This is a genomic window from Streptomyces sp. NPDC005866 (assembly GCF_040629895.1).
Lineage (GTDB): Bacteria > Actinomycetota > Actinomycetes > Streptomycetales > Streptomycetaceae > Streptomyces.
Genome location: NZ_JBEXWP010000036.1, coordinates 40018 through 66334 on the forward strand (window position 1 = coordinate 40018; position 26317 = coordinate 66334).

Annotated in this window: 19 protein-coding genes, 1 pseudogene and 1 riboswitch; of the genes and pseudogenes, 11 read left to right on the forward strand and 9 right to left on the reverse strand. The window is 71.2% G+C overall.

Annotated features, from left to right (window positions below; genetic code table 11):
* Positions 1-22: 22 nt before the first annotated feature.
* The 4 genes from kdpB to ABZ396_RS36910 form a co-directional block, all read right to left on the reverse strand.
* Complete coding sequence (kdpB, locus tag ABZ396_RS36895; protein WP_358922902.1) at positions 23-2113, reverse strand: potassium-transporting ATPase subunit KdpB; 2091 nt, start codon at positions 2111-2113, stop codon at positions 23-25.
* A 29-nt stretch (positions 2114-2142) separates the two neighbouring features.
* Positions 2143-3807: a potassium-transporting ATPase subunit KdpA gene (kdpA, locus tag ABZ396_RS36900; protein ID WP_358922854.1), complete on the reverse strand. Its 1665-nt coding sequence runs from the start codon at positions 3805-3807 to the stop codon at positions 2143-2145.
* A gap of 7 nt (positions 3808-3814) precedes the next feature.
* Positions 3815-3904 carry a K(+)-transporting ATPase subunit F gene (gene kdpF, locus ABZ396_RS36905; RefSeq protein ID WP_016434100.1) on the reverse strand — a complete coding sequence of 30 codons (90 nt, stop codon included), beginning with the start codon at positions 3902-3904 and terminating at the stop codon, positions 3815-3817.
* 298 nt (positions 3905-4202) lie between these two features.
* A complete protein-coding gene (locus tag ABZ396_RS36910; protein WP_358922853.1) occupies positions 4203-6044 on the reverse strand; it encodes an APC family permease in 1842 nt (613 codons plus the stop codon).
* 260 nt (positions 6045-6304) lie between these two features.
* Here ABZ396_RS36910 and ABZ396_RS36915 point away from each other — a divergent pair, with 260 nt between their 5' ends.
* Positions 6305-6823: a hypothetical protein gene (locus ABZ396_RS36915; RefSeq protein ID WP_358922852.1), complete on the forward strand. Its 519-nt coding sequence runs from the start codon at positions 6305-6307 to the stop codon at positions 6821-6823.
* Positions 6824-6829: 6 nt separating this feature from the next.
* On the opposite strand, the gene ABZ396_RS36920 is transcribed toward ABZ396_RS36915, so the two are convergent.
* A complete protein-coding gene (locus tag ABZ396_RS36920; protein ID WP_358922851.1) occupies positions 6830-7615 on the reverse strand; it encodes a DUF4118 domain-containing protein in 786 nt (261 codons plus the stop codon).
* A complete protein-coding gene (locus ABZ396_RS36925) occupies positions 7612-10110 on the reverse strand; it encodes an ATP-binding protein (RefSeq protein WP_358922850.1) in 2499 nt (832 codons plus the stop codon). Before ABZ396_RS36925 ends, ABZ396_RS36920 begins: the two co-directional genes overlap by 4 nt.
* A 182-nt stretch (positions 10111-10292) precedes the next feature.
* Here ABZ396_RS36925 and ABZ396_RS36930 point away from each other — a divergent pair, with 182 nt between their 5' ends.
* The 6 genes and pseudogenes from ABZ396_RS36930 to ABZ396_RS36955 form a co-directional block, all read left to right on the forward strand.
* The gene (locus tag ABZ396_RS36930; RefSeq protein ID WP_358922900.1) at positions 10293-11852 is read left to right on the forward strand and encodes a Na+/H+ antiporter; all 1560 of its coding nucleotides are present in this window, start codon (positions 10293-10295) and stop codon (positions 11850-11852) included.
* Between the two features lie 660 nt (positions 11853-12512).
* Complete coding sequence (locus tag ABZ396_RS36935) at positions 12513-13313, forward strand: SDR family NAD(P)-dependent oxidoreductase (RefSeq protein ID WP_358922849.1); 801 nt, start codon at positions 12513-12515, stop codon at positions 13311-13313.
* 462 nt (positions 13314-13775) lie between these two features.
* Positions 13776-15731, forward strand: coding sequence for an amino acid transporter (locus ABZ396_RS36940; protein ID WP_358922848.1), 1956 nt, complete (start codon positions 13776-13778; stop codon positions 15729-15731).
* A gap of 133 nt (positions 15732-15864) precedes the next feature.
* A complete protein-coding gene (locus ABZ396_RS36945; protein WP_358922846.1) occupies positions 15865-16386 on the forward strand; it encodes a hypothetical protein in 522 nt (173 codons plus the stop codon).
* 67 nt (positions 16387-16453) lie between these two features.
* Positions 16454-16849, forward strand: coding sequence for a helix-turn-helix transcriptional regulator (locus ABZ396_RS36950; RefSeq protein ID WP_358922844.1), 396 nt, complete (start codon positions 16454-16456; stop codon positions 16847-16849).
* Between the two features lie 136 nt (positions 16850-16985).
* Positions 16986-17232, forward strand: a pseudogene (locus tag ABZ396_RS36955) (hypothetical protein); the annotation flags it as partial.
* On the opposite strand, the gene ABZ396_RS36960 reads toward ABZ396_RS36955, so the two are convergent.
* Positions 17147-17635, reverse strand: coding sequence for a molybdopterin-dependent oxidoreductase (locus tag ABZ396_RS36960; protein ID WP_358922843.1), 489 nt, complete (start codon positions 17633-17635; stop codon positions 17147-17149). The pseudogene ABZ396_RS36955 and the gene ABZ396_RS36960 sit on opposite strands and share 86 nt — an antisense overlap.
* A 207-nt stretch (positions 17636-17842) precedes the next feature.
* Here ABZ396_RS36960 and modA point away from each other — a divergent pair, with 207 nt between their 5' ends.
* Genes modA through ABZ396_RS36975 form a run of 3 tightly spaced genes read left to right on the forward strand, consistent with a single transcriptional unit; the run spans position 17843 to position 20749 of the window.
* A complete protein-coding gene (gene modA, locus ABZ396_RS36965; protein ID WP_358922841.1) occupies positions 17843-18670 on the forward strand; it encodes a molybdate ABC transporter substrate-binding protein in 828 nt (275 codons plus the stop codon).
* On the forward strand, positions 18667-19515 hold the full coding sequence (locus tag ABZ396_RS36970) for an ABC transporter permease (RefSeq protein ID WP_358922839.1): 849 nt from the start codon (positions 18667-18669) through the stop codon (positions 19513-19515). The genes modA and ABZ396_RS36970 overlap by 4 nt, the downstream gene beginning before the upstream one ends.
* A 55-nt stretch (positions 19516-19570) precedes the next feature.
* Positions 19571-20749, forward strand: a complete 1179-nt coding sequence (locus tag ABZ396_RS36975; RefSeq protein ID WP_358922837.1) for an ABC transporter ATP-binding protein — start codon at positions 19571-19573, stop codon at positions 20747-20749.
* A 56-nt stretch (positions 20750-20805) separates the two neighbouring features.
* Here the strand turns inward: ABZ396_RS36975 and gcvP are convergent, their stop codons facing one another.
* The gene (gcvP, locus tag ABZ396_RS36980) at positions 20806-23691 is read right to left on the reverse strand and encodes an aminomethyl-transferring glycine dehydrogenase (protein WP_358922835.1); all 2886 of its coding nucleotides are present in this window, start codon (positions 23689-23691) and stop codon (positions 20806-20808) included.
* Between the two features lie 174 nt (positions 23692-23865).
* Positions 23866-23960: riboswitch (glycine riboswitch) on the reverse strand.
* A gap of 114 nt (positions 23961-24074) precedes the next feature.
* Between gcvP and ABZ396_RS36985 the strand changes: the two genes are divergently transcribed.
* Positions 24075-24455 (forward strand): PRC-barrel domain-containing protein, encoded by a 381-nt coding sequence (locus tag ABZ396_RS36985; protein WP_358922834.1) that lies wholly within the window; start codon positions 24075-24077, stop codon positions 24453-24455.
* Positions 24456-24948: 493 nt separating this feature from the next.
* Here the strand turns inward: ABZ396_RS36985 and ABZ396_RS36990 are convergent, their stop codons facing one another.
* A complete protein-coding gene (locus ABZ396_RS36990) occupies positions 24949-26307 on the reverse strand; it encodes a DNA polymerase IV (protein WP_358922832.1) in 1359 nt (452 codons plus the stop codon).
* Positions 26308-26317 lie beyond the last annotated feature (10 nt).

A 26317-nucleotide genomic window follows, 5' to 3' on the forward strand; every position in this document is an offset into this window, starting at 1 on the left:
TGATCAGCACGCCTTCAAGAAGTCACAGCCCGGGGATGAGGGAGATGAGCAGGTCGATGATCTTGATCCCGATGAAGGGCGCGATCAGCCCGCCGATGCCGTAGATCGTGAGGTTGCGCCGCAGCATCCTGTCGGCGCTCACCGGCCGGTACTGCACGCCCTTCAGGGAGAGCGGCACCAGCGCGATGATGATCAGCGCGTTGAAGATGACGGCCGACAGGATCGCCGAGTCCGGGGAGGACAGCCTCATGATGTTGAGCTTGTCCAGGCCCGGGTAGACCGCCGCGAACAGCGCCGGGATGATCGCGAAGTACTTCGCGACGTCGTTGGCGATGGAGAACGTGGTCAGCGCACCGCGGGTGATCAGCAGCTGCTTGCCGATCTCGACGATCTCGATGAGCTTGGTCGGGTTGGAGTCGAGGTCGACCATGTTGCCGGCCTCCTTGGCGGCCGACGTACCCGTGTTCATCGCCACGCCGACATCCGCCTGGGCCAGGGCCGGGGCGTCGTTGGTGCCGTCACCGGTCATCGCGACCAGCTTGCCGCCGGCCTGCTCCCGCTTGATGAGGGCCATCTTGTCCTCGGGGGTGGCCTCGGCGAGGAAGTCGTCGACGCCCGCCTCCTCGGCGATCGCCTTGGCGGTCAGCGGGTTGTCACCCGTGATCATGACGGTCTTGATGCCCATGCGGCGCAGCTCGTCGAACCGCTCCCGCATGCCGTCCTTGACGACGTCCTTGAGGTGGATGACGCCCAGGATCCGGGCGCCCTCCGTGTCCTCGACCGCGACAAGGAGCGGGGTGCCACCCGCCTCCGAGATCCGGTTGGCGAGGGTGTCGGCGTCCTCGGCCACGGTGCCGTCCCGCTCGCGGACCCAGGCGATGACAGACCCGGCCGCGCCCTTGCGGATCTTCCGGCCGTCGACGTCGACACCGGACATCCGGGTCTGGGCGGTGAAGGCGATCCACTCGGCGTGCGCCAGCTCGCCCTGGTGTCGCTCGCGCAGCCCGTACTTCTCCTTGGCAAGTACGACGATGGAACGACCCTCGGGGGTCTCGTCGGCCAGCGACGACAGCTGGGCGGCGTCGGCCAATGCGGCCTCGGTGGTGCCGCCCACGGGCACGAACTCGGAAGCCTGGCGGTTGCCGAGGGTGATGGTGCCGGTCTTGTCGAGCAGCAGCGTGGAGACGTCACCGGCGGCCTCGACCGCGCGGCCCGACATGGCGAGCACATTGCGCTGCACCAGGCGGTCCATGCCCGCGATACCGATCGCCGACAGCAGCGCGCCGATGGTGGTCGGGATCAGGCAGACCAGCAGGGCGACCAGCACGACCATCGTCAGATGGGTGCCCGCGTAGTCCGCGAACGGCGGCAGGGTGGCGACGGCCAGCAGGAAGACGATCGTCAGCGAGGCCAGCAGGATGTTCAGCGCGATCTCGTTCGGCGTCTTCTGCCGGGCGGCGCCCTCCACCAGGCTGATCATCCGGTCGATGAAGGTCTCGCCCGGCTTCGTCGTGATCTTGATGACGATCCGGTCGGACAGCACCTTCGTACCGCCCGTGACCGCGGACCGGTCACCGCCGGACTCCCGGATGACCGGGGCAGACTCACCGGTGATCGCCGACTCGTCGACCGAGGCGACGCCCTCGACGACGTCACCGTCACCGGGGATGATGTCGCCGGCCTCGCAGACCACCAGGTCACCGATCTTCAGCTCGGTGCCGGGCACCTGCTCCTCGGTGTCACCGGCCAGCCGCCGGGCGACGGTGTCGGTCTTGGCCTTGCGCAGGGTTTCGGCCTGGGCCTTGCCGCGGCCCTCGGCGACCGCCTCCGCCAGGTTGGCGAAGATCACGGTCAGCCAGAGCCAGGCGCTGATCGCCCAGCCGAACCAGTTGCCCGGGTCCGTGAGGGAGAAGACGGTGGTCAGGACGGACCCGACCCACACCACGAACATCACGGGCGACTTGATCATCACCCGCGGGTCGAGCTTCCGGCAGGCCTCGGGAAGGGACTTGATCAGCTGCTTGGGGTCGAACAGGCCGGCGCCGACGCGGCCTTCGGCGGGCTTGTGCCCGGTCGGCGCGTCCTGGTGGGGCGCAAGGGTGGGAGTGGACATGGTGTCCTCGTGGGCTTCCGTTCGGGTGGTCACGACGCCAGCCCCTCGGCCAGCGGGCCCAGCGCCAGGGCCGGGAAGTAGGTGAGACCGGTGATGATCAGGATCGCGCCGACGAGCAGGCCGGTGAACAGCGGCTTCTCGGTACGCAGGGTGCCGGCCGTGGCCGGGACGGGCCGCTGCTCGGCGAGCGAGCCGGCCAGCGCCAGCACGAACACCATCGGCAGGAAGCGGCCGAACAGCATCGCGAGTCCGGTCATAGTGTTGTACCAGTCGGTGTTCGCGTTCAGGCCCGCGAAGGCCGAGCCGTTGTTGTTGGCCGCCGAGGTGAAGGCGTACAGGACCTCGGAGAAGCCGTGCGCCCCGGGGTTGAGCATGGAGTGCGGCGGGGTCGGCAGGGCCATGGAGATCGAGGTGAACACGAGCACCAGCGCCGGTGTGATCAGGATGTAGATGGCCGAGAGCTTGATCTCACGGGAGCCGATCTTCTTGCCCAGGTACTCGGGCGTACGGCCGACCATCAGACCGGCGATGAACACCGCGATGACCGCCATGATCAGGATGCCGTAGAGGCCGGAGCCGGTACCACCGGGCGCGATCTCGCCCAGCATCATGCTGAGCAGGTGGATACCGCCGCCGAGTCCGGTGAACGAGGAGTGGAAGGAATCCACCGCGCCGGTCGAGGTCAGGGTGGTCGACACCGCGAAGATCGACGAGGCGCCGACCCCGAAGCGGACCTCCTTGCCCTCCGTCGCCCCGCCCGCGATCTGGAGCGCGCCCTCGTGGTGGGCGAACTCGGTCCACATCATCAGGGCGACGAAGCTCAGCCAGATGGTGAACATCGTGGCGAGGATCGCGTAGCCCTGGCGGACCGAGCCGACCATCACACCGAAGGTGCGGGTCAGCGAGAACGGGATCAGCAGGAGCAGGAAGATCTCGAAGAGGTTGGTGAAGGGCGTGGGGTTCTCGAACGGGTGGGCGGAGTTGGCGTTGAAGTAGCCGCCACCGTTGGTGCCCAGCTCCTTGATGGCCTCCTGGGAGGCGACCGCGCCCCCGTTCCACTGCTGCGAGCCGCCCATGAACTGACCGACCTCGTGGATGCCGGAGAAGTTCTGGATGGCTCCGCAGGCGACCAGGATGATCGCGGCGATCACGGCGAACGGCACGAGGATGCGGACGACACCCCGGACCAGGTCGGCCCAGAAGTTGCCGATCTCACCGGTGCGCGAGCGAGCGAAGCCGCGCACCAGGGCCACCGCGACGGCGATGCCGACGGCGGCGGAGATGAAGTTCTGCACGGCCAGACCGGCGGTCTGCACGAGGTGCCCCATGGACTGCTCGCCGTAGTACGACTGCCAGTTCGTGTTGGTCACGAAGGAGACGGCCGTGTTGAACGACTGCGCCGGGTTGACCGAGGAGAAGCCGAGCGAGCCGGGCAGGACGCCCTGCAGCCGCATCAGCAGGTAGAGGAAGAGGACGCCGACCGCGGAGAAGGCGAGGACCCCGCGCAGATAGGCGGGCCAGCGCATCTCGGTGTCAGGGTTGGCGCCGATGCCCTTGTAGATCCACTTCTCGACCCGCCAGTGCTGGTCGGAGGAGTAGACCTTCGCCATGTAGTTGCCGAGGGGGATATAGCAGAGCGCCAGCGCGCCTATGAGCGCGACGAGCTGGAGCACGGCGGCGGTTACGGGACCCATGGCTGTCTCAGAACCTCTCCGGGAAGATCAGGGCGAGGACGAGATAGCCCAGCAGGGCGACGGCCACGACGAGGCCGACGATGTTCTCGGCGGTCACAGCTTGGTCACCCCCTTGGCGGCGAGGGCCACCAGCAAGAAACCCGCGAGCACGGTGACGACGAAGGCCAGATCGGCCATCGTGAACTCCTGGATGAGGTTCGGAACGGACTCGGACTGTTAGAGGAAAGCGTCTTTCTGGCCTGATTCGGCTCCCGTTGACGGGTCCCTTACGGCGGCGTTCACGCCTTTGACGGGACTCTTACGCCCCCTGGACCGATCCGCGACCGGAAACCGCTGCTTGGCCCCTGGAAACCCCCTGAACAGGGGGAACGCGGGCCTCGGGCGCAGCACGCGCGTCAGGGAAGGCGGAACCGCAGTCGGCAGATCACCGCGTCGGTCTCCCGGCGCACGGCGTGCGCGACGACCGCACCGCGCTGGTTCTGCAGCAGCCGCTGCCACAGCCGCTCGGGCTCGGTCTCCGGGATCAGCACGGTCACCTGGGTGGCCGGCTCGGACGCGGCGACCTCACGGACGTACGCGGCGATGGGGCGGCCGAGGGTGCGCCGCTCGCAGCTCAGCCGGACCAGCGGCACCCCGGGGTCCCACTCGGCCCAGGCGCGCTCCAGGGCGTGCAGTTGGGCCCGGTCCTCGGGGTCGGGGTGGCAGACGGTCACGGCACGGACCTCGTCACCGAGGGAGGCGGCCGCGGACAGCGCCTCGGAGGTGAGCCGGGACAGGGACGACACCGGCACGATCACGACCGACCGCTCCCGGTGCGGCGGCTCGGGGATCCGCCCGAGCCCTAGCCGCTCACCGATCCGCCCATAGGCGCGGTGCACGGCGCCGAAGGCGGCGACGAGCAGCGGCAGCATCACGACGACGAGCCAGGCGCCCTCGGTGAACTTGCCGGCGGTGACGACGACGGTGGCCACCCCGGTGAGCACCGCCCCGAGGCCGTTGAGCAACGCCTTCCCCCGGCGGCCGGGCCCTCGCTCCAGCCTCCAGTGCCTCACCATGCCCACCTGGGCGATGGTGAAGCCGACGAAGACGCCGATGGCGAACAGCGGCACCAGCGTGTTGGTGTCGCCACCGGAGAACACCAGCAGCGCGGCCGAGACGACGGCCAGGGCGAGCACCCCGTGCCGGTGCACCTGGCGGTCACCCTTCAGCGCGAAGACGTGCGGCAGATAGTTGTCCCGGGCGAGCAGCTTCAGCAGCACCGGAAGTCCGCCGAACGAGGTGTTGGCGGACAGGGCGAGCAGGATCATCGTGGCGAACTGGACGACGTAGAAGCCCCAGTTGTGGCCGATCGCGGCGCCGGCGAGCTGGGCGAGGACGGTCACGCCCGCCACGGGCTGTAGATGAAACCGGGAGATCAGCACCGACAGCCCGATCAGCATCACGCCGAGCACGGCCCCGAGGGCGATCTCCGCGTGCTGGGCCCGCTTGACGCGCGGCACCCGGAAGGTGGGCACGGCGTTGGCGATGGCCTCGACGCCGGTGAGCGCGGCACAACCCGAGGCGAAAGCTTTCAGCAGGAGCAGGGCGCCGACGCTGGAGGCGTTGCCGGCGAGCACGGAGGCATGCCCGGCGGCGCTGACGGTGCTGGCCGGCGCGGACCGGAACAACCCCACGACGATCAGCACGAAAACGGACCCGACGAACACCACGGTGGGCACGATGAACGCCCTGGCCGACTCCACGATGCCCCGCAGGTTCACGCCGGTGATCAGCACCAGCACGGCCAGACAGAGCCACAGCCGGTCCGCGTAGAGGCCCGGGAAGGCGGAGGTGAGAGCGGCGACACCGGCGGTCACGGCCACGGCCACGTTGAGGACGTAGTCGAGAACCAGGGAGGCGGCGGCGACCAGGCTGGTCCGGGCCCCTAGGTGCGTACGGGCCACCGCATAGGACCCTCCGCCGTCCGGGAAAGCCGCGATGACCTGCCGGTACGAGGCGACGAGCACCGCCAGCAGGGCCGCGATGGCGAGGGTGACGGGCAGCGTGTAGCCGAGCCCGTGCGCACCGGCGGCGGCCAGCACGAGCACGATGGCCTCCGGGCCGTACGCCACCGACGCCATCGCGTCCAGCGACAGCGCGGCGAGGCCGGTGACGGCGGTGAGCCGGTGCCGTTCGCCGGTATCGGGCGGCTCCTCACCTGCGGGAACGGCGCCGGGTTCGGCGGTGAGTACGGACATGGGGGTGCTCCTTTGGAACGGGACAAACGCCCGACAAGGTTCTGTCCGGTTCCGGCCGTGCCCGACAACTCCTTGCGCGTTCTTCGCGCTGAACAGAGGTACCCTGACGCCCTTTTGACGGAGGTGAACCCCAGCGCCCCCAGGGGGCACGGTGGCGCGAACCGTCCCCATGGCCCGCGGTGACCGACCACCGTAAGAGTCTCGTCAAGGCACGTGACGAGGTGCTGACCTCAGCACACCCCATTCCCTACCTTCACCCCATGCAGCAAGGCGACGCAGCCCGCCCCACCGAGGACCGCCGATGGTCCAAGGACGTCCGCGCATCGGCCCGTTGCGCCGGTGCGCTCCTCGTCCTTCTCCTCCTGGTCGACTGGGCGGCGGCCTCCTTCACCTGGTGGCGCGCCTTCTTCTGGACCGCGCTCGCCCTCTTCCTCTTCGCCGTCCTCTTCCCCGCCAGGGTCCGCGCCGGCGACGGCTGGCTCACCTCCCGCCGGCTGCTGCGCACCCGCAGGGTCCGCACGGACCTGCTGGTCTCGGTCCGCTGCCTGGACGGGATCTCCTCCCGGCTCCTGCTCCGGGACGCGTGCGGCGACCGGCTGGAGATCGACCCGCAGGTCCTGGTCGACAACCCGGCCCTGTGGCGACGCGTGGACGAGGGCGCGCGAAAGGCGGCCGCGGCCGGCACCCTGCTGTGCGGCGCGACCGCGTTGAGCCGCCTCGCCGACCGCGTCGAACGGGAGAACGCCCTGGGGGTCTTCAAGGCCTCGGGGCTCGAATAACCCCGGTCAGGCTTCGCGTACCGGCCCCGCCGTGTCCAGCGCCGCCCCCGTCTGCTCGGCCAGCGTCACCGCGACCAGCCGCGCCCGCAAGGGAGGTACCGGCCCCGGTCCCGGGGTGAGCATGAACCGGCCGAGGTAGTGCCCGTTGCCGTACGCGCGCAGTTCGATCTCGCCCTCCGGCCAGCCGCTCCGGTCCGGGTCCCAGGCCCGCCGACCGACGGTGAGCCCGCCGTCGGTGCCGAGGCGGGGCGGCCGTCCCAGCAGGCTGCCGTACTCGAAGCGGCAGCCGGACAGGCCGAGCAGCGCCGTCAGTTCGCCGCGCACATGGTCCACGACGGTGTCGGCGGACCTGGCGGACTGCACCAGTTCGGCGGTGGTGTGGATACGGGTGAGGTAGCCCTCGTCGGTCACCGTGACGACCTCCAGCTTGCGTGCGCGGGCCGCGAGTCGGGCCACGACCAGACCGACGACGAGCAGCAGCACGGCCGTCTCGACGTCGGCGGTGGCGGTGATGTCGAAGGTCTCGTACGGCCGAGTGAGAAAGAAGTCGAACCAGGCCGCCGCCGAGAGTGCCGCCACGGCTCCGGCCGTACGGCTGCCCAGCGCGGCCACGGCGACGACCACCACGACGAGGACCAGGGCCGCGTTGGTGTGGGACAGGTCGGTGCGGAAGGGGACGAGGGCGAGGGAGACGAGGAAGGGGACGACAAGGCCTGTGGCGAGGGCGACCCGGTCCCTGGTGGGCATGGGCCATCTGAAGGTCGCAGGTCCCAGGCCGGCTGCGGTGGTCATGAGGCACCTCCTACACGCTGCGGTATCAGGAAGGCGTGGGCCCGATCGGCCAGGGGCAGCGAGACGACCATGGTCAGTCCGCCGCCCGGGGTGTCCTCGGGGGTCAGGGTGCCGTCCATCGCCTCGGTGAGCCCCCGGGCGAGGGCGAGTCCGAGGCCGAGGCCGGTGGTGTTGTCGGTGTCGCCGAAGCGCTGGAAGGGCTCGAAGAGACGGTCACGGCCGTTCGCCGGCAGACCGGGGCCCCGGTCCACGACCCGGAGTTCGGCGCGCCCGGCCAGCACACTCGCCGTCACCAGCACCCGCGCGCCGGGCGGGCTGTAGCGGGCCGCGTTGCCGACCAGGTTGGCGATCACACGTTCCAGCAGCGGCGGGTCGGCCAGCAGCGGGGGCATGTTCTCCGGATGGCCGTGCACCTCGACCGCCGGGGTGTCCGCCAGTGCCGCCGGGAGTACCTCCTCCAGCGCCGTGGCCCGCAGGCTGAGGGGGAGCACACCGGCCTCCAGGCGGCTGAGGTCGAGGAGGTTGTCGACGAGGCGGCTCAGCCGGGCCATGGACTCGTCGGCGGTGGCGAGGAGCTCGTCGCGGTCCTCCGGGGAGAACTCGACCTCCCGGCTGCGCAGTGAGGTGACCGCCGCCCAGCCGGCCGCGAGCGGGGTGCGCAGGTCGTGGCCGACGGCGCGCAGCAACGCGGTGCGCATCCGGTCGGCGGCGCGTACCGGTTCGACCTCGGCGGCGGCCTGGGCGAGCCGGGCCCGCTCGACGGCCGAGCCGACGTGGGCGGCGAACGCGGCAAGGACCCGTCGCTCGGAGGCGGAGGGCGTACGGCCGCGCAGGACCAGGTGGTTGCCGGGGCCGGCCGGCACCACCGTGGCGTCGACGGCGTCGGGCGGCGCGTCGACGAGTTCGGCGGAGTCCATGCCGAAGGTCTCGCGGGTGCGTTCCAGCAGGGCCGGGATGGTCTGGCCACCGCGCACGATGCTGCCGGCCAGCGACGACATGGTCTCCGCCTCGGCGGTGGCCCGGGCCGCGCGCCGGGACAGGCGCAGGGAGCGGTCGACGACCCCGGCGACGGTGGCGGCCACGACCGCGAACACCGCGAGCGCGAGCAGTGCGTTGGGATCGTCGAGGGTGAACTGTCCGATGGGCGGGATGAACCAGTAGTTGAGCAGCAGGGACGCGGTGACGGAGGCGATCACGGCGGAGGTGACCCCGCCTATGCAGGCCACGCCGACCACCGCGAGCAGGAACAGCAGGGCCTCGCTGGTCAGGTTGACGGTGCCGCGCACCTGGGCGAGGACGGCGGTGAGCAGCACCGGGAGCACGAGGCCTGCGACCGGGCCGGCGACCAGGCGCCGGGTGGAGAGGGTGCGGCGGCGGGAGGGGAGGAGGGTGCCTCGGCCCGCACGCTCGTGGGTGACCCGGTGGACGTCGATGTCGCCGGAGAGTTCGGTGACGGTCTCCCCCGTCCCCGGACCGGTGAGGAAGCGTTCCAGGCGGCCCCGGCGGCTGGTGCCGAGGACCAGCTGGGTGGCGTTCTCGGCGCGGGCGAACTCGACCAGGGCGGTGGCCACGTCGTCGCCGACCACCGAGTGGTAGCTGCCGCCGAGGTCCTCCGCCAGCCGCCGCTGCCTGGCCAGTGAGGCGTGCGAGACGCCGGCGGCCAGGCCGTCGCTGCGGGCCACGTGCACGGCGAGCAGGTCGCCGCCGGCCGACCGGGCGGCGATGCGCGCGGCCCGTCGCACCAGAGTGTCACCCTCGGGGCCGCCGGTCAGCGCGACCACCACCCGCTCCCGGGTCTCCCACACCCCGCCGATGGCGTGCTCGGCGCGGTACGACTGGAGCGCCTCGTCGACCCGGTCGGCGGTCCAGAGCAGGGCCAGCTGGCGCAGGGCGGTGAGGTTGCCGGGGCGGAAGTAGTTGGCGAGGGCCGCGTCGATCTTCTCGGGGGCGTAGATGTTGCCGTGCGCCATACGGCGGCGCAGGCCCTCCGGCGGGATGTCGACGAACTCGATCTGCTCCGCCCGCCGGACCACCTCGTCGGGCACCGTCTCGTGCTGTGGCACCCCGGTGATCTTCTCGACGACGTCCTTGAGGGACTCCAGGTGCTGGATGTTGACGGCGGTGATCACGTCGATGCCGGCCGCGAGCAGGTCCTCGACGTCCTGCCAGCGTTTGGGATGCCGTCCACCGCCGGGGATGTTGGTGTGGGCGAACTCGTCGACGATCGCCACCCGCGGGCGGCGCGCCAGCACGGCGGCGGTATCCATCTCCTCGAACGCGCCGCCCCGGTAGGCGCAGCTCAGCCGCTCCACGACCTCCAGTCCGCCGCACATGGCCTCGGTCCTGGGGCGCCCGTGGCACTCCGCGAACCCCACCACTACGCCCTCGCCCCGGGACGCGCGGCGCCGTGCCTCGTCGAGCATGCGGTAGGTCTTGCCGACCCCTGGGGCGGCCCCGAGGTAGACCTTCAGTCGTCCGCGCGGTACGTCGTTCATCACCTCAAAGAGAAGCGCTCCGCCCGGCCCGGAGTCGGCGTCTTGACGTGTCTCTGGCGCCGCTGACGAGGACGTTGACACTGTCTTGACGGCTGCGCTCCGGGATAGGGTGGACGCGGTGTGCCGGGAAGTCTGGTCGGCGGGGAGTCAGGGTGGCTCCCGTACAGCCCCAGGGGGACGGCATGCGCAGCGTGGGTACGGTTCTTTCACTCGTGGTACTGGCCACGGTGGTGGCGACCTTCGCCCGTCGCTGGCGGATCCCCGCCCCCTCCCTCCTTGTGGTCGCGGGCCTTGCCGTGGCCCTGCTGCCGGGCACTCCGACGATCGAGATCAGCCCGGACGTCATCGGCCTCGTCGTCCTCCCGCCACTGCTCTACGCCAGTGCGGAGGAATTGTCCTGGCGGGAGCTGCGCGCGGTCTGGAGGCCGGTCGGGGTGCTCGCGGTCGGCCTGGTGCTGGCCTCGGCAGCGGCCGTCGGCGTGGTCGCCTCCATGGTCACCCCGCTGTCCTGGCAGATGGCGCTGGTCCTCGGCGCGATCCTGGCCAGCACCGACCCGGTCGCGGTGACCGCGCTCGGCCGCCGCCTCGCGCTGCCGCCGAAGGTGCAGGTACTGGTGCAGGCGGAGAGCCTCTTCAACGACGCGACCTCCCTGGTGCTCTACCGGGTCGCGGTGAGCGTCGCGGTGGCCTCGGCGGCGGCGAACTGGGGGGCGGCGGGCGGCGAGTTTCTGCTGCTGGCGGGCGGCGGCACCCTGATCGGCGCGGTCGTGGCCGGTGTCGTCGCGCTGATCCGGCGGCGCACCGAGGATCCGGTCCTGGAGACGGTGATCTCGCTGGTCACGCCGTACGCGGCCTACGTTCTCGCGGAGGCCGCCCACACCTCCGGGGTGACCTCGGTGGTCGTGGCGGGGGTGGTCCTGGGCGGCCGCGGCGACCGGCTCACCAACGCCCGGATCAGGCTCCAGCTGCACGCCGTCTACGGCACCGTCGTCTTCCTGCTGGAGAGCGTGGTGTTCAGCCTGATCGGGCTCGCGCTGCCCGCCCAGGTGCAGGCGCTGTCCGACGGCGACCGGGCGTGGCCGCTGTACGCGCTGGCGGTGGCCGGCACGCTGATCGCGGTACGGCTGCTATGGCTGGCGCCGCTGTCGGCGGTGGTGCAGCGCAAGGGCGGGATCCAGCGGCCGAACTGGCGGGTCCCGGTGGTGCTGACCTGGGCCGGCACCCGGGGCGTGGTGCCGCTGGCGGCCGCGCTGTCGATCCCGATGGTGGGAAAGGACGGCTCGGCGCTGACCGAGCGGCCGCTGGTCCTGGTCCTCACCACCTCGGTCGTGGTCGTCACCCTCGTCGTCCAGGGCTTCACCCTGGCCACGGTCGTGCGCCGCTCCGGCATCGCCCTGGAGCCCGACCACACCGAGCGCGAGGAGGCCGCCGCCCGTTGCCGGCTGGCTGACGCGGGCATCCGGCGCCTGGAGGAGCTCTCCGAACTGGAGGCGGTCCCGGAGGTGGTGCTCGACCGGCTCCGGCGCGGTCTCAGCGCCCGCCTCGACGACGCCCGGGACCGCCTCGCCGAGAGCACGGTCGAGTCCGCCGACCTGGTCTACCGGCAGCTGCGCCGCGACCTCATCGCGGTGGAGGCGGCAGAACTGCGGCGCCTGTACGACGAACACACGATCAGCGACACGACCCGAAGGCGGCTCCAGCGGTCCCTGGACCTGGAGGAGGCGAGGCTGGCGGACGCCTGACGGGGCGCCCCACACGGGCTGCGGGCCGGAGGGTGCCCGGCCTCAGCGGAACTCCGCCAGCCGGGTCCGCAGTCCCAGCCCGGCCAGCTCCACCGCCCCCCACGGTGCCGGTGCGCCCGCCGTGCGGGTGTCGGGCCGGCCGGTCCGTCAAGGAGTCGCATGCGCACGTCAGAGGCCCGTCAGGGAACGGCGCTTCGGCTAGGGCCTGTTGCGAAGGTGCCGCCTGCCCCGCGACGCCCGGCACGCACTCTCGCCGCACCGGGCACAAACCCAACTACGTCCAGTACGAGGGCTTGCACCCGGCACCCCGAGAGCACGGACCGGACGCCGCTGGGCCCGCCCTCCGGGCGGACGACGGGACTTTCGCAACAGGCCCTAGTCCGGGGGCTGTGGGACGGCTTCCGTGGACGCTGTGAACAGCGCCTGGCTTCGCTTCGACCGGCCGCCGAGTCCCGCTCGGCCGTCGTGTCGTGTGCCGCGCTGCCCGGAAGTCCTCGCGTCCCGCTGACACGGCATCCGTGACCTTGGGGCCGCCTGCCCCCGCCCTCCCACCGAGGGCCTGCGGCCCAGGTCCGCGCCCCCCTTCTTTCCTTTCACCCCGCACGCCCGCCGCCGCCCCGCCCTGGGCCGAGCCGCGTGCCCGCACCCCCGGATGAGATCATGCCCGACTCCACCCTTTCGCCCCGTACTGTCCTCATCACCGGAGCCACCTCCGGCATCGGCCTGGAGACCGCTCGGCAGCTCGCCGAGCGGGGCGCCACCGTGCTGCTGCACGGCCGCACCGCCGAGGAGGCGAGCGCCGCCGCCGGCCGGCTCGCCGCGATCGACGCCGGCCGGCTGTGCACCTACGCCGCAGACTTCGCACGTCTCGACGAGGTCGAGAGCCTCGCGCACAAGGCGGTCACCGAGCACCCGCACCTGGACGTCCTCGTCAACAACGCGGGCATCGCCGCGCCCGAGCGGCACACGGTGACCGCGGACGGCAACGAGATCGCCTTCCAGGTCAACTTCCTGGCTCACTACCTGCTCACCTGTCTGCTGGAACCGGCCCTCACCAGCGACCCCGGCGGCCGGGTGGTCAACGTCTCCTCGGCCCTGCACCGCACGGCGTCCATCCAGTGGTCCGACCCGAACCGCGCCCGCCGCTACTCCCGGCTCGCCGCCTACGCCCAGGCGCAGTTGGCGCTCACGGTGTTCGCGGCCGACCCGCGCGTCACCGCCGTCTCCGTGCACCCGGGCGCCTGCGACACCGCACTGCTCCCGCTCTACGCCCACGTGGGCGGCCCGGCCGCCGAGGGCGCGGCACACGTCGTGCGGCTCTGCGACCCGGCCGTCGAGATCGTCAACGGCGCCTACTACGACCGCGATTCGCGCATCGATCCGGCCCCGGCGGCGACGGACGACCGCACGGTCAGGCGGCTCAACAAGCTCGCCGACCTGCTCGTCGGCCGCACCGCTTGAACGCACCACCAGGGGAACGGAGTTGACGTACATGTCCAAGCGAGCCCGCAAGAAGAGGGCCCGTCGCAAGAGGAAGGCCAACCACGGCACCAAGGCCGGCCAGGGCTAGCGCCTCCGCCGGTACGGCCGGGGACGGGCAGACCCCCTGTCCCCGGCCTCCGTGCGTCAAAGCCCGCTGGAGCAGCAGGTCACCTTCGTACGGGATAACGCTCGGTGTCCGGCCCAGGGCACCCGCCCGCCGTCCCACGTACAGCCGAACGCCCCGTGCCGGCCTCTCGGCCACCTCTTCTTGATGCGCCACCCCCGCCTGTCAGGCGATTCTTAACGCAAGCTTGACGCCCAGGGCCTGCTGATCCATGGGCCCACGCGTCACTCTCTGCATACGCTGGTGCCGCCGTCCGCGTGATGGCCGGAATCGAACTGCCCCTCACTCAGCGCGCCGGACACCCAGGAGCCCGACCGATGGCCACGACCGAACACCCCCCTACCAGTCGCCTGCGCGCCTGGATGCTGGAGGGGCTGTCCGACATGGGTAAGAGCGGCGGCCACACGGGGCCCCACGCGCAGCCGGAACCCGCTCACAAGGGCCAGCGCTGGTGGCGGGTGATGTGTCTGACCGGTGTGGACTACTTCTCGACCCTCGGCTATCAGCCGGGCATCGCGGCCCTGGCGGCCGGCCTGCTGTCGCCGATCGCGACCATCGTGCTGGTCATCGTCACCCTGGCCGGCGCCCTGCCGGTGTACCGGCGCGTCGCCGAGGAGAGCCCGCACGGCGAGGGCTCCATCGCCATGCTGGAACGGCTGCTCTCCTTCTGGCAGGGCAAGCTCTTCGTGCTGACCCTGCTCGGCTTCGCCGCCACCGACTTCCTCATCACCATCACCCTGTCGGCCGCCGACGCCTCCACCCACCTGGTGGAGAACCCGCATCTGACGGACTTCCTCCAGGGCAAGCAGCTGGTGATCACGCTCTTCCTGGTGGCGCTGCTCGGCGCGGTCTTCCTCAAGGGCTTCCTGGAGGCCATCGGTGTCGCGGTCGCCCTCGTCGGCATCTACCTCGCGCTGAACGTCGTGGTCGTGATCGTCGGCCTCTACCACGTCGTCACCGCGGGCCATGTCATCACCGACTGGACCAGTGCCCTCACCGCGGAACACGGCAATGTCTTCGTCATGATCGGCGTGGCCCTGATCGTCTTCCCCAAGCTGGCGCTGGGCCTGTCCGGTTTTGAGACCGGCGTCGCCGTCATGCCGCACGTCCAGGGCGACCCGGGCGACACCGAGGAGCGGCCCACCGGCCGGATCCGGGACACCAAGAAGCTGCTCACCACGGCCGCCCTGATCATGAGCTGCTTCCTGATCGCGACCAGCTTCATCACCACGCTGCTGATCCCGGAGCAGGAGTTCAAGCCCGGTGGCAACGCCAACGGCCGTGCGCTCGCCTACCTGGCGCACGAGTACCTCGGCAACGCCTTCGGCACGGTGTACGACGTCTCGACCATCTGCATCCTGTGGTTCGCCGGCGCCTCCGCGATGGCCGGCCTGCTCAACCTGATGCCGCGCTACCTGCCCCGTTACGGCATGGCCCCGCACTGGGCGCGCGCCGTGCGCCCGATGGTCATCGTCTTCACCCTGATCGCCTTCCTGGTCACCTGGATCTTCGACGCCAGCGTCGACGCACAGGGCGGCGCCTACGCAACTGGTGTGCTGGTGCTGATCAGCTCCGCGGCGATCGCGGTGACCATCGCCGCCCGCAAGGCCGGCCAGCGCAAATGGGCCATCGGCTTCGCGGCCATCTCGGCGGTGTTCCTCTATACGACCGTCGTGAACGTCATCGAGCGCCCCGACGGTGTGAAGATCGGTGCCTGCTTCATCGTCGGCATCATCCTGCTCTCGCTGCTCTCCCGGCTGGCCCGCGCCTTCGAGCTGCGCGTGACGAGTGTGACGCTAGACGACTTGGCGGAACGGTTCATCAGGGACATGGCCAGTCGCAAGATCCGGTTCATCGCCAACGAGCCGGACGCCCGTGACAAGGCCGAGTACCGCGACAAGATCGAGCAGATCCGGGCCGACAACGACATGCCGGAGCAGGAGGACTTCGTCTTCGTCGAGGTCACGGTCACCGACCCCTCCGAGTTCGAGGCGGGCCTGACCGTCCGCGGCGAGGTCCTGCACAACCGCTACCGGGTCCTCACCCTGGAGTCGGCGTCCGTCCCGAACGCCCTGGCCGCGCTGCTGCTCCACGTCCGCGACGAAACCCGCTGCATCCCGCACATCTACTTCGAATGGACCGAGGGCAACCCGTTCGCCAACTTCCTGCGCTTCTTCCTCTTCGGCCAGGGCGAGGTCGCCCCGGTCACCCGGGAGGTGCTGCGCGAGGCGGAGCCGGACCGCTCCCGGCGGCCGCGCGTCCACGTGGGCTGAGCGCCCACACCGCATCCACCCCCCACGCCGGAGCGAGCCCGGTCGTAAGGATCCCGTCAATAACCGCCCAGTCCGCATAAGAGCCCCGTCAGCCGCCGTCCCCAGGCGCCCACCGGCCCCTACCGTCGACGTCATGGAGGACAGACGACGCGGGGGCCGGGCAGCCGGCGACCGCACCTGGCGCGGGAGCGCCCGCCTGGCCGTCGGCTGTGCCCTCGGCTTCGGCGGCCTGACGCTCCTGGTGGACTGGGACGCCGGCACCCTCACCCCGGTCCGCGCCCTGCTCTGGGTCACCCTCTCGGCCGTCATCCTCACCGTGCTGCTGCCCGCCCGGGTCACGGCGGGCCCCGGCTGGCTGGCCGTGCGCGGGCCCCTGCGTCGCCGTACCGTCCGTACCGACTCCCTCGTCCACGTCGGCCAGTACGGCGACCTCTCCGCCCATCTGGTCCTGTGCGACACCGCCGGGAACCGGTTGGAGCTCGACCCGAACGTCCTGCACGCGAATCCGCTGCTCTGGCACGAACTGGACACCGGCGTCCGCCGCTCCCTGGCCCGCGGCACCCTGCGCCGGGGCACTGAGGTACTCGCACAGCTCCGCCGCGAGATCGACGACACGAACACGCGTGCGGTCCTGAAGGCGTCCGGACTGACCTGACCCGCCACCCTGTTCAGAGGCGGATGCCTGGTCCGCACGCCCCGCCGACCGGCCCTATCGTGACCACATGCAGTCCTACACCATCGGCCAGGCGGCACGGCTGCTCGGCGTCAGCCCGGACACCGCCCGCCGCTGGGCTGACGCGGGCCGGATGACCACCCATCGCGACGAGGGCGGCCGGCGGCTCATCGACGGCAAGGACCTCGCCGCGTTCTCCGTCGAACTGGCCAGGTCCGGCACCGTCGAGGAGGATGCCTCCTACACCTCGGTCCGCAACGCCTTTCCCGGCATCGTCACCGCAATCAAGCTCGGCGACGTCGCCGCCCAGGTCGAGATCCAGGCCGGCCCGCACCGCCTGGTCTCGCTGCTGACCCGCGAGGCCGTCGACGAACTGGGCCTGGAGGTGGGCATGGAGGCCACCGCCCGCGTGAAGTCGACGAACGTGCACATCGACCGCGTCTGACACGTCATCGGCAGCGCCGCGAGGCTGGCGAGGGCGGAGGCTTCCGGGGCGGAACGCGCAACGTGCCCACGCCTGCGCCCCGGCCGGAGCGCCGGGCCGAGGCGGGCAAGCCGATGAACCCGATGCAGCTGATCTCCGCCGCTACCGGCCCTACGCGGACATCCCACGTACCGAGGTGCACTTCATGGAGACCGCCGACGCCATCGGCACGCTGGGCGCCAAGTCGATGACCGAGACCGCTCAACCCGGTCGCCCCGGCGCTGGCCAAAGCGTTCCGGGACGCGACGGGCGGGCGGTTCACGGAGCCGCCGCTGACGCGCTACCGGGTGTGGCGGGCAGTGGCCGCCGGCCGCCGAAGGCCCCGTCCACCAGAATCCCCGTGATGCCGCTGATGTGCCGGGCCCCGCAGCGGTCCTGCGGAAGGACGAGTTGCGGGCCCGCCCGGTCCAGCCGGGTGGCGTCGATGCTGACGGCGAGCAGAACGGGGGCGTGGGCGAAATCCGGGTCGATCTCGGCCCAGGACAGCAGCGCGTGGTGCCCGTCGGCACCGGTGACCGCGATGAGGAAGCGCAGGCGGTCCTTGCGCCGGGCAGGGTCGAAACCCGGGCCCGCGTCGCTGAGGACGTCGTACAGCCGGGGCCCCGTGAAGCCGTGGTGCTGGGTGCCGCTGGTGGCGCATTCGAAGCTGACCCGCACCTGCTGCTGGGGCCAGCGCAGGAGATCGGGCACGGTGAGCCGGGCGGGTCGTGCCAGATCTCCGGTGAGGGCGAGCTCGGCGAGCGTCATGGGCGGCCACCTCCCGGATGACGGTACCCGCGGTGCACCCCCGTGCAAACGCACATGCCAGGTTCAGATCCTGAATGCGCAGCTCATGCGATGCGACAGAGGACCTACGCATGGCAATTGCGGCAGTATCATCGATCGGCGGCTGATACACAGGTCGCAGCAGGGCGCGACAGCTTTTTCATCTGTATTCAGAGGAGTTCTCTCGTGATGACCCGTTCCGCGCGCCGGACCCGGCGGACGCTCCAGGTGGCCGGTGCCTCGGTCGCGGCCCTGCTGGCCCTGAGCGCCTGCTCCTCCTCGAACGACAACTCGTCCGCGACGGCGAAGCCCGGCACCTCGTCGTCGGCGTCGCCCAAGCTGTCGGGCTCGATCACCGTGTTCGCGGCGGCCTCGCTCAAGGAGAGCTTCACGACGCTGAAGGCGGACTTCGAGAAGGCGCACCCGGGCACGAAGGTCAACTTCAGCTTCGGCGGCAGTGACACCCTCGCCGCGCAGATCACCAGCGGGGCACCCGCCGACGTCTTCGCCGCCGCGAGCGCCAAGACGATGACGACCGTGACGGACAAGAAGGCCACCGCCACCCCGCCGGCCACCTTCGTCCGCAACCAGCTGGAGATCGCCACCCTGCCGGGCAACCCCGACAAGGTCGCCTCGCTGAAGGACCTCACCAGGTCTTCTCTGAAGGTGGTCCTCTGCGACAAGACGGTGCCGTGCGGCGCCGCCGCGCAGAAGGCCCTGGACTCCGGCAAGCTCAAGCTGACCCCGGTCTCCTACGAAGAGGACGTGAAGTCCGCCCTCAACAAGGTGGTCCTCAAGGAGGCCGACGCCGCGGTCGTCTACAAGACCGATGTGAAGGCCGCGGGTGCCAAGGTGGAGGGCGTGGAGTTCCCCGAGTCCGTCAACGCCATCAACGACTATCCGATCGCCCTGCTCAAGAACGCCCCGAACCCGACGGCGGCCAAGGCGTTCATCGCACTGGTGCAGTCCGCCGAGGGCCAGCAGGTCCTGAACGAGGCCGGGTTCCTCAAGCCATGACGAAGGTCGACGAGCCGGGCGCCGGGGCCGACACCGTCACGGGCGGCCCACGGCGCCGGCGCGTCCGGTCGGCCGTCCCGCTACCGCTCCTCCTCCCCGGAGCGGTGGCTCTGGCCTTCCTCCTCCTGCCCCTGCTCGCCCTCCTCCTCCGCGCCCCCTGGAGCAGCCTCCCGTCGCTGCTGACCAGCACGGAGGTATGGCAGGCCCTTCAGCTCTCGCTGCTCAGCGCGACCGCGGCGACGGCCGTGAGCCTGGTGCTGGGGGTCCCGCTGGCCTGGCTGCTGGCCCGAACGGAGTTCCCCGGCCGGGGTCTCGTACGAGCGCTGGTGACACTCCCCCTTGTACTCCCCCCGGTGGTCGGCGGTGTGGCCCTCCTCCTCGCGCTGGGCCGTAACGGGGTCGTCGGCCAGTGGCTGGACGCCTGGTTCGGGATCACGCTCCCGTTCACGACGACCGGAGTGGTGATCGCCGAGTCCTTCGTGGCCATGCCCTTCCTGGTGATCAGCGTCGAGGGCACGCTGCGCGCCGCCGACCCGCGCTACGAGGAGGCGGCGACGACCCTGGGCGCGTCCCGCTTCACGGCGTTCCGCAGGGTCACGCTCCCCCTCATCGCCCCCGGCATCGCGGCCGGCGCGGTACTGGCCTGGGCCCGCGCACTCGGCGAGTTCGGCGCGACGATCACTTTCGCCGGCAACTTCCCGGGCCGCACCCAGACCATGCCGCTGGCCGTCTACCTCGCCCTCCAGAACGACCCCGAAGCGGCGATCGCGCTCAGCCTGGTGCTGCTGACGGTGTCGATCGCGGTGCTGGCGGGGTTGCGGGAGCGTTGGATGACGGCATCATGACCACGCTCTGCCGGGTACCGGCACCATCGACGACCACCCGCTGGACAACCACCCAATGACAAACCCACACCCCACAGCAGCGGACGGCAACGACCTCCCCACACCCGCCGACACCGCACAGCCACCCGGGGCACCCCTCGCAGCCGCCGACACCCCGGCCGAAGGCCGGCGATCCCCCACGCACCCGGGCAACACCGACGGCCTGGACGCCCACCTCGTCGTAACCCGCCCCACCTTCCACCTGGACATCACCCTCACCGCCGCCCCCGGCGAGGTCGTCGCCCTCCTCGGCCCGAACGGGGCCGGCAAGACCACCGCCCTCCGAGCCCTCGCCGGCCTCACCCCCCTCACCGCCGGCCATCTCCGCCTCGACGGCACGGAGTTGGACCGTACGCCCCCCGAATCCCGCCCGGTGGGCGTCGTCTTCCAGGACTACCTCCTCTTCCCCCACCTCACGGCCCTCGACAACATCGCCTTCGGCCCCCGCTGCCAAGGCGCGACAAAGGCCGAGGCCCGCGCCCGGGCGGCCGTATGGCTGGACCGCATGGGCCTCGCGGAGCACGCCGGCGCCAAACCCCGCCGTCTCTCCGGCGGCCAGGCCCAGCGCGTCGCGCTGGCCCGCGCCCTGGCGACCCGCCCCCGCCTGCTGCTCCTGGACGAGCCCCTCGCGGCCCTCGACGCCCGCACCCGTCTGGACGTACGTTCCCAACTCCGCCGCCACCTCGCCGAGTTCGAGGCCGTTGCCGTACTGGTCACCCACGACCCGCTGGACGCCATGGTGCTGGCCGACCGCCTGGTCGTCATCGAGCGGGGCCGGATCGTCCAGGGGGGCACTCCCGCCGACATCGCCCGCCACCCGCGCACCGACTACATCGCCCACCTGGTCGGCCTCAACCTCTACCGTGGCCGGGCCGAGGGCCACCTGGTCAGGCTGGACGCCGGCCCCGCCATCGCCACCACGGAGGACCTCGCCGGTGACGTGTTCGTCGCGTTCCCGCCCAGCGCGGTCACCCTCTTCCGGGACCGTCCCAGCGGCGCCAGCGCCCGCAACGTCTGGCGCTGCAAGGTCGCCGGCCTGGAGATCCACGGCGACCAGATCCGCGCCGACCTGACCGGCGAACTTCCCCTCGCCGCCGACCTCACCACGGTCGCAACCGCCGAACTGGACCTGCACCCGGGCGCCCCGGTCTGGGCGACGGTCAAGGCGACACAGACCCACGCGTATCCGGCGTAGCGCTACACGCGAGAGGCCCCGCCGAAGCGGGGCCTCTGCCGTATCCGTACCGCGGATCAGTCCTCGTACGCGTCCAACGGCGGGCACGAGCACACCAGGTTCCGGTCACCGAAGGCCTGGTCGATCCGGCGCACCGGCGGCCAGTACTTGTCGGCCGCGGACACCCCGGCCGGGAAGACGGCCTCTTCACGGGAGTACGCGTGCTCCCACTCGCCACCGAGCGCGGCGCCCGTGTGCGGGGCGCCCCGCAGCGGGTTGTCGTCGGCGGGCCACTCCCCCGCCCCAACCTTGTCGATCTCCGCCCGAATGGCGATCATCGCCGCGCAGAACCGGTCCAGCTCACCGAGGTCCTCGGACTCGGTCGGCTCGATCATCAGCGTGCCGGCCACCGGGAAGGACATCGTCGGCGCGTGGAACCCGTAGTCGATGAGCCGCTTGGCGACATCGTCGACGCTCACCCCGGTCGCCTTGGTCAGCGGCCGCAGATCGATGATGCACTCGTGCGCGACCAGCCCGCCGGGGCCGGTGTAGAGCACGGGGTAGTGCGGCTCCAGCCGCTTGGCGATGTAGTTGGCGCTGAGCACGGCCACCTGCGTGGCGCGCTTGAGCCCCTCGCCGCCCATGAGCCGGACGTACGCCCACGAGATCGGCAGGATCCCCGCGGAGCCCCACGGCGCGGCCGAGATCGGCCCGACGCCGGTCTGCGGCCCGGCGGCCGGCTGCAGGGGGTGGTTCGGCAGGTACGGCGCCAGGTGGGCCCGTACGGCCACCGGGCCGACACCCGGCCCACCGCCACCGTGCGGGATGCAGAAGGTCTTGTGCAGGTTGAGGTGCGAGACGTCGCCGCCGAAGTGCCCCGGCTTCGCCACCCCGACCAGGGCGTTGAGGTTGGCTCCGTCGACGTACACCTGGCCGCCGGCCTCGTGCACCTGACCGCAGATGTCCGCGACATGCTCTTCGAACACGCCGTGCGTGGACGGGTAGGTGATCATCAGCACCGCGAGCTCGTCCCGGTGCTGCTCGATCTTCGCCCGCAGGTCCTCGACGTCGATCTCGCCGTCCTCGGCGGTCTTGACGACGACGACCTTCATCCCGGCCATGACGGCGCTCGCGGCGTTGGTGCCGTGCGCGGAGGAGGGGATCAGGCACACGGTCCGCTGCGCGTCACCGTTGGCGCGGTGGTACGCGCGTACGGCGAGCAGCCCGGCCAGCTCACCCTGCGACCCGGCGTTGGGCTGGAGCGACACCTTGTCGTAGCCCGTGACCTCGGCGAGCCGCTCCTCCAGCTCGCGGATGAGCGTCAGGTAGCCCTGCGCCTGCTCGGCGGGCGCGAAGGGGTGCAACTGGCCGAACTCGGGCCAGGTGACCGGCTCCATCTCGGTGGTCGCGTTCAGCTTCATGGTGCAGGAGCCCAGCGGGATCATGCCCCGGTCCAGCGCGTAGTCCCGGTCGGCGAGCCGGCGCAGGTAGCGCAGCATCGCGGTCTCGGAACGGTGCTCGTGGAAGACGGGGTGGCCCAGGTAGCCGTCACCGCGCAGCAGCGCCTCGGGCAGCGTGTCCTCGGCGACCGCGTCCAGCGCCTCGACGTCGCCCTCGACCCCGAACGCCGTCCATACGGAACCCAGCTGGGCCCGCGTGGTGGTCTCGTCGCAGGCCATGGAGACGTGGTCTGCGTCCACCAGCCGCAGGTTGACACCGCTCTGCCGGGCGGCGGCGACGGCCTCGGCGGCCTTGCCGGGCACACGCGCGGTGAGGGTGTCGAAGTAGGCGCCGTGCACGATGTCGACCCCGCCGGCCTTGAGCCCCGCGGCCAGGATGGTGGCGTAGCGGTGCGTCCGCTGGGCGATGGCCTTGAGCCCCTCGGGCCCGTGGTAGACGGCGTACATGCCGGCCATCACGGCGAGCAGCACCTGCGCGGTGCAGATGTTGCTGGTGGCCTTCTCCCGGCGGATGTGCTGTTCACGAGTCTGCAGCGCGAGCCGGTAGGCCTTGTGTCCGTCGGCGTCCACGGACACGCCCACGAGCCGGCCGGGCAGGCTGCGTGCGAACTTCTCACGCACCGCCATGTAGCCCGCGTGCGGCCCGCCGAAGCCCATCGGCACACCGAACCGCTGGGTGGTACCGACGGCGATGTCGGCGCCCAGCTCACCCGGCGAGGTCAGCAGTGTCAGCGCAAGCAGATCGGCGGCGACGGTGACGAGCGCGCCCAGCTCGTGCGCCTGCTCGACGAGCGGCTTGATGTCGCGTACGGCACCGGAGGCGCCGGGGTACTGGATGAGCACCCCGTTGATCTCACGCGAGGCGAGGTCCGCCGGGATACCGTCACCTAGGTCGGCGACCACGACCTCCACACCCGTCGGCTCGGCACGCGTCCGGATCACGGCGACGGTCTGCGGCAGCGCGTCCGCGTCGACGACGAAGACGCCCTTCTTGTTCCTGCCCATACGCAGCGACAGGGCCATGGCCTCGGCGGCGGCCGTGCCCTCGTCGAGCAGCGAGGCACCGGAGGTAGGCAGCCCGGTGAGGTCGGCGACCATCGTCTGGAAGTTCAGCAGCGCTTCCAGCCGCCCCTGGGAGATCTCCGGCTGGTACGGCGTGTAAGCGGTGTACCAGGCCGGGTTCTCCATCACGTTGCGCAGGATGACGGGCGGCGTGAAGGTACCGTAGTAGCCCAGCCCGATCATCGAGTCGAGCACCTGGTTCCGGTCGGCCAGCGACCGCAGCTCGGCCAGCACCTCGGCCTCGGTGCGCGCGCCCGGCAGTGCCAGGGTGTCGGCGTTCTTGATCACGTCCGGCACGGCGGCGGCCGTCAGCTCGTCGAGCGAGCCGTAGCCGACCTGGGCAAGCATCTTGGCCCGGGCCTCATGATCGGGCCCGATATGGCGCTGCTCGAACGGGATTCCCAGTTCAAGCTCGGAGAGCGGAACACGCTGGGCGGTCATTGCGGAGGCCTCCTGGTCTGACGCGACCTTCGAGGGGTACCCCGGCACGGGCACCCCGACGGCCTCCCCCTCTGTCATTTCAACCTGAGAGCTTCGCCGGACGCCCAGGGGATCCGGCTTTCACCGTCGGTGAGAGCGGTCGCCGTCGACGCCCGCCCTGCTTTCCAGAGTGACCTCGTCCGTGCGGTACGTGAGCCTGAGAGATTCCGGGGAGGATTTGCTCCTTCGGCGCCTCCGGTTTGCCCGGAGGACTCTCCCGCACGGGGTCAGCAGCCGCTTGCCAGCCTACCAGCGAGGGCAACGCAGGGGCCTTCGAGTGGCCGCCTCCTTGAATGTGCTCTTTTGTAGTGCTTACGGATGAGTTGCGACCAAGTGGAGGGCCCGTGCTGACCGACATCGATCCGCGCAACCTGATCGGCCGCAAGGCGTTCGACCGCAACGGCACGAAGATCGGCACGATCGACGAGGTCTACCTCGACGACGCGACCGGCGTGCCGGAGTGGGCGGCCATACGCACCGGCCTGTTCTCCCGGGACGCCTTCGTGCCCCTGGAGCCCAGCGAACTGGTCGAGGGCACCCTCCAGGTCCCCTTCGACCGCGCCCTGATCAAAGACGCCCCCGACTTCGGAGTAGGCCGCCACCTGTCCCCGGAGCAGGAACTCCAGCTCTACCACCACTACGGCCTGGACACGACCGCCCCACCACCCGACCACCCGGACCACGACTTCGGCAAACTGGCGGGGACGGAGGACGCGGGGGCGTGATGGCCGACGCAGTCGACTGCGGCTGCGCGAGATCTGATCGCGCAGCCCCGCACCCCTTGCGGACCGCTTTGCCCGCCGGCCGCCCCTCCCCAGCCACGGGCGCTCGCGCCGGCCATCTCAACCGCGGAAGCGTCCCGCGCCGGCCATCTCAGCCGCGCGAGCGTCCGTATCAGCCACCTCCAGCCGCGGAAGCATTCACGCCAGCCACCTCCACCCGCGAGCGTCCGTACCAGCCACCTCAGCCGCGCGAGCGTCCGTACCAGCCACCTCAGCCGCGGAAGCATTCACGCCAGCCACCTCAGCCGCGCGAGCGTCCGTGCCGGCCGTCTCAACCGCGCGAGCGTCCGTACCAGCCACATCCAGCCGCGGAAGCATTCACGCCGGCCATCTCCAGCCGCGGGCAATCGTGCCGCTGGGGCAGCACGGGTGGGCGCGGGCGGCACCCTGCCAGCGCCGGTAAGCCACCCCACCCCCGCCCAGCCCCCACTCCGGGTCACGCACCACCTCCGTCCACTGAAATCCCCGCCACCAGCGGCAGCGGCTCCGCCGGCTCCAACTCGGGATCGTCCACCCGGAACGTCCGCACCCGCCCCGGCTCCAAGGACAACGGCGTCTCGAACCGCACCGTCACCCGCCCCAGCCCACTCCCCTGCACCCACCCGTGCCCATACTCGGCATGCCGGACATCCCGCCCCGCGGGCCACCTCCGCTCGGCGACCACCTCCTGTTCGGCGACCGGCTCGGCGGCGTCCTCCTCCGCAAGGGCCTCCGCCTCCTCCCCCGCCGCCTGCGCGAACAGGTCCTCCTGTGTGTAATCGGCGAGCCCCGACACCCCCACGCCCAGCAGCCGCACACCCCCCGTCGTGTCCACCGAGTCCAGCAGCCGCGCGGCCGCCTCCCGCACCACCGCCGGATCATCGGTCGGCCCCCTGAGCGTCTCCGACCGAGTGAGCGTCGAGAAGTCGTACCGCCGTACCTTCAGCACGATGGTCCGCCCCGACAGCCCGGCCCCCCGCAGCCTCCGCACGCACCGGTCGGCCAGCCGCTGCACCTCCATCCCCACCCGCATCCGGTCATGGATGTCCACGTCGTACGTGTCCTCGACGGACACCGACTTGGCCTCCCGCTCGGCCACCACGGGCCGTTCGTCGTGCGCGAGCGCCATCGCGTACAGCGCGTGCCCATGGGCCTTGCCCAGCAGCCGTACCAGCTCGTCCTCGCCCGCCTCGGCGATCTCGTCGACCGTAGTGATCCCGGCCCGCCGCAGATGGTCGCCCGTCGCCGGCCCCACCCCCGGCAGGGTCCGCACCGGCATCGGCCCGAGCATCGCCCGCTCCGTGCCCGGCTCGATCAGCACCAGCCCGTCCGGCTTGGCCTGCTCGGAGCCGATCTTCGCGAGCATTTTTGAGGCGGCGAGCCCGACCGACCCGGAGAGCCCCGTGACGACCCGTATGTCCGCGCGCAGCGTCTCCCCCACCAGCCGGGCCGACGCCGCGTCCCAGGCCACCTCACCCGCCTCCAGGTCCACGAACGCCTCGTCCAGGCTCAGCGGCTCGACCAGCGGCGACAGCCCGTGCAGCAGCGTCATCACCTGCTCGCTGATCGACCGGTACAGCCCGAAGCGCGGCACGAGATACGCGGCGTTCGGCGCGAGCCTGCGCGCCTGTGCCATCGGCATCGCGGAGTGCACCCCGAACACCCGGGCCTCGTACGACGCGGTGGCCACCACACCGCGCGGTCCGAGCCCGCCCACGACCACGGCCTTCCCACGCAGACTCGGCTTGGATGCCTGCTCCACCGAGGCGTAGAAGGCATCCATGTCGAGATGCAGGATCGTGGGCGCGTTTCTCACATCTCCGATG

Bases quoted from the DNA above. Each gene is read 5' to 3' on its own strand.
- kdpB (WP_358922902.1), bottom strand. From the start codon at position 2,113: ATGTCCACTCCCACCCTTGCGCCCCACCAGGACGCGCCGACCGGGCAC.
- kdpA (WP_358922854.1), bottom strand. From the start codon at position 3,807: ATGGGTCCCGTAACCGCCGCCGTGCTCCAGCTCGTCGCGCTCATAGGC.
- ABZ396_RS36910 (WP_358922853.1), bottom strand. From the start codon at position 6,044: ATGTCCGTACTCACCGCCGAACCCGGCGCCGTTCCCGCAGGTGAGGAG.
- ABZ396_RS36915 (WP_358922852.1), top strand. From the start codon at position 6,305: ATGCAGCAAGGCGACGCAGCCCGCCCCACCGAGGACCGCCGATGGTCC.
- ABZ396_RS36920 (WP_358922851.1), bottom strand. From the start codon at position 7,615: ATGACCACCGCAGCCGGCCTGGGACCTGCGACCTTCAGATGGCCCATG.
- ABZ396_RS36925 (WP_358922850.1), bottom strand. From the start codon at position 10,110: ATGAACGACGTACCGCGCGGACGACTGAAGGTCTACCTCGGGGCCGCC.
- ABZ396_RS36930 (WP_358922900.1), top strand. From the start codon at position 10,293: ATGCGCAGCGTGGGTACGGTTCTTTCACTCGTGGTACTGGCCACGGTG.
- ABZ396_RS36935 (WP_358922849.1), top strand. From the start codon at position 12,513: ATGCCCGACTCCACCCTTTCGCCCCGTACTGTCCTCATCACCGGAGCC.
- ABZ396_RS36940 (WP_358922848.1), top strand. From the start codon at position 13,776: ATGGCCACGACCGAACACCCCCCTACCAGTCGCCTGCGCGCCTGGATG.
- ABZ396_RS36945 (WP_358922846.1), top strand. From the start codon at position 15,865: ATGGAGGACAGACGACGCGGGGGCCGGGCAGCCGGCGACCGCACCTGG.
- ABZ396_RS36950 (WP_358922844.1), top strand. From the start codon at position 16,454: ATGCAGTCCTACACCATCGGCCAGGCGGCACGGCTGCTCGGCGTCAGC.
- ABZ396_RS36960 (WP_358922843.1), bottom strand. From the start codon at position 17,635: ATGACGCTCGCCGAGCTCGCCCTCACCGGAGATCTGGCACGACCCGCC.
- modA (WP_358922841.1), top strand. From the start codon at position 17,843: ATGACCCGTTCCGCGCGCCGGACCCGGCGGACGCTCCAGGTGGCCGGT.
- ABZ396_RS36970 (WP_358922839.1), top strand. From the start codon at position 18,667: ATGACGAAGGTCGACGAGCCGGGCGCCGGGGCCGACACCGTCACGGGC.
- ABZ396_RS36975 (WP_358922837.1), top strand. From the start codon at position 19,571: ATGACAAACCCACACCCCACAGCAGCGGACGGCAACGACCTCCCCACA.
- gcvP (WP_358922835.1), bottom strand. From the start codon at position 23,691: ATGACCGCCCAGCGTGTTCCGCTCTCCGAGCTTGAACTGGGAATCCCG.